This window comes from Actinobacillus ureae ATCC 25976 (genome assembly GCF_000188255.1).
Classification (GTDB): domain Bacteria; phylum Pseudomonadota; class Gammaproteobacteria; order Enterobacterales; family Pasteurellaceae; genus Actinobacillus; species Actinobacillus ureae.
In genome coordinates this window covers 1-682 of the sequence record NZ_GL831099.1, presented here as the reverse complement: position 1 = coordinate 682, position 682 = coordinate 1, and the positions used below count along the sequence as shown (strand labels likewise).

Annotated in this window: 1 protein-coding gene; it reads left to right on the top strand. The window is 39.3% G+C overall.

Going from position 1 to position 682, the window contains the following annotated elements; translation table 11 throughout:
- Positions 1-232: 232 nt before the first annotated feature.
- Positions 233-682 (top strand): transposase (locus tag HMPREF0027_RS11235; protein WP_005625472.1); only part of this gene is annotated, 450 nt, incomplete at its 3' end.

Genomic DNA, 682 nt, shown 5'->3' with positions numbered 1-682 from the left:
TAATTTTCCAATTTTTAGCTTCACAAACTTGTCTTAATCTTTCTGATATACACATTTGAGCGTTCCAATTTCAATTTAAATTGACAAATACCGCAAATAAGCGTATATTTGGCGTTGATTAAGTGATATTTTATCACGTTTGAGTATAAATTGAATGCCCTAGATTGAATATCCTGTAAACAAGTTTTTAGACAATTTCAAGACTTTGAGATAACAAAAAGAAAGTACAACTATGGCACAACACCACCTCCTATCAAGCAAAGCCCGCACGCTTTCGCCTATCAAGATGGTACAGCTATCTGATACCGAAGTGCGGGCATTGCTATGCCAAATTCGGTGGGGAAGTGAGGAAAATGTCGTTTGTCCGAAGTGCGGTGTGCAGCATATTGCTTATCGCATTGCCAGTCGCAATCAATGGCGGTGTAAACATTGCAATCATACCTTTAGTGTCACATCAGGCACAATTTTTGCTAATCGTAAGCTACCGATTCAGACTTACCTTTATGCCATTGCCTTATTCGTTAATGCAGCTAAAGGCTTGTCTGCTTGCCAACTCTCGCGTGATTTAAACGTACAATACAAGACGGCTTTTACGCTTGCTCACAAAATCCGTGAAAGCCTACAAATTCAGAAACAGTTATTTCCGCTTTCGGGTGAAATTCATATCGACGGCACTTATGTT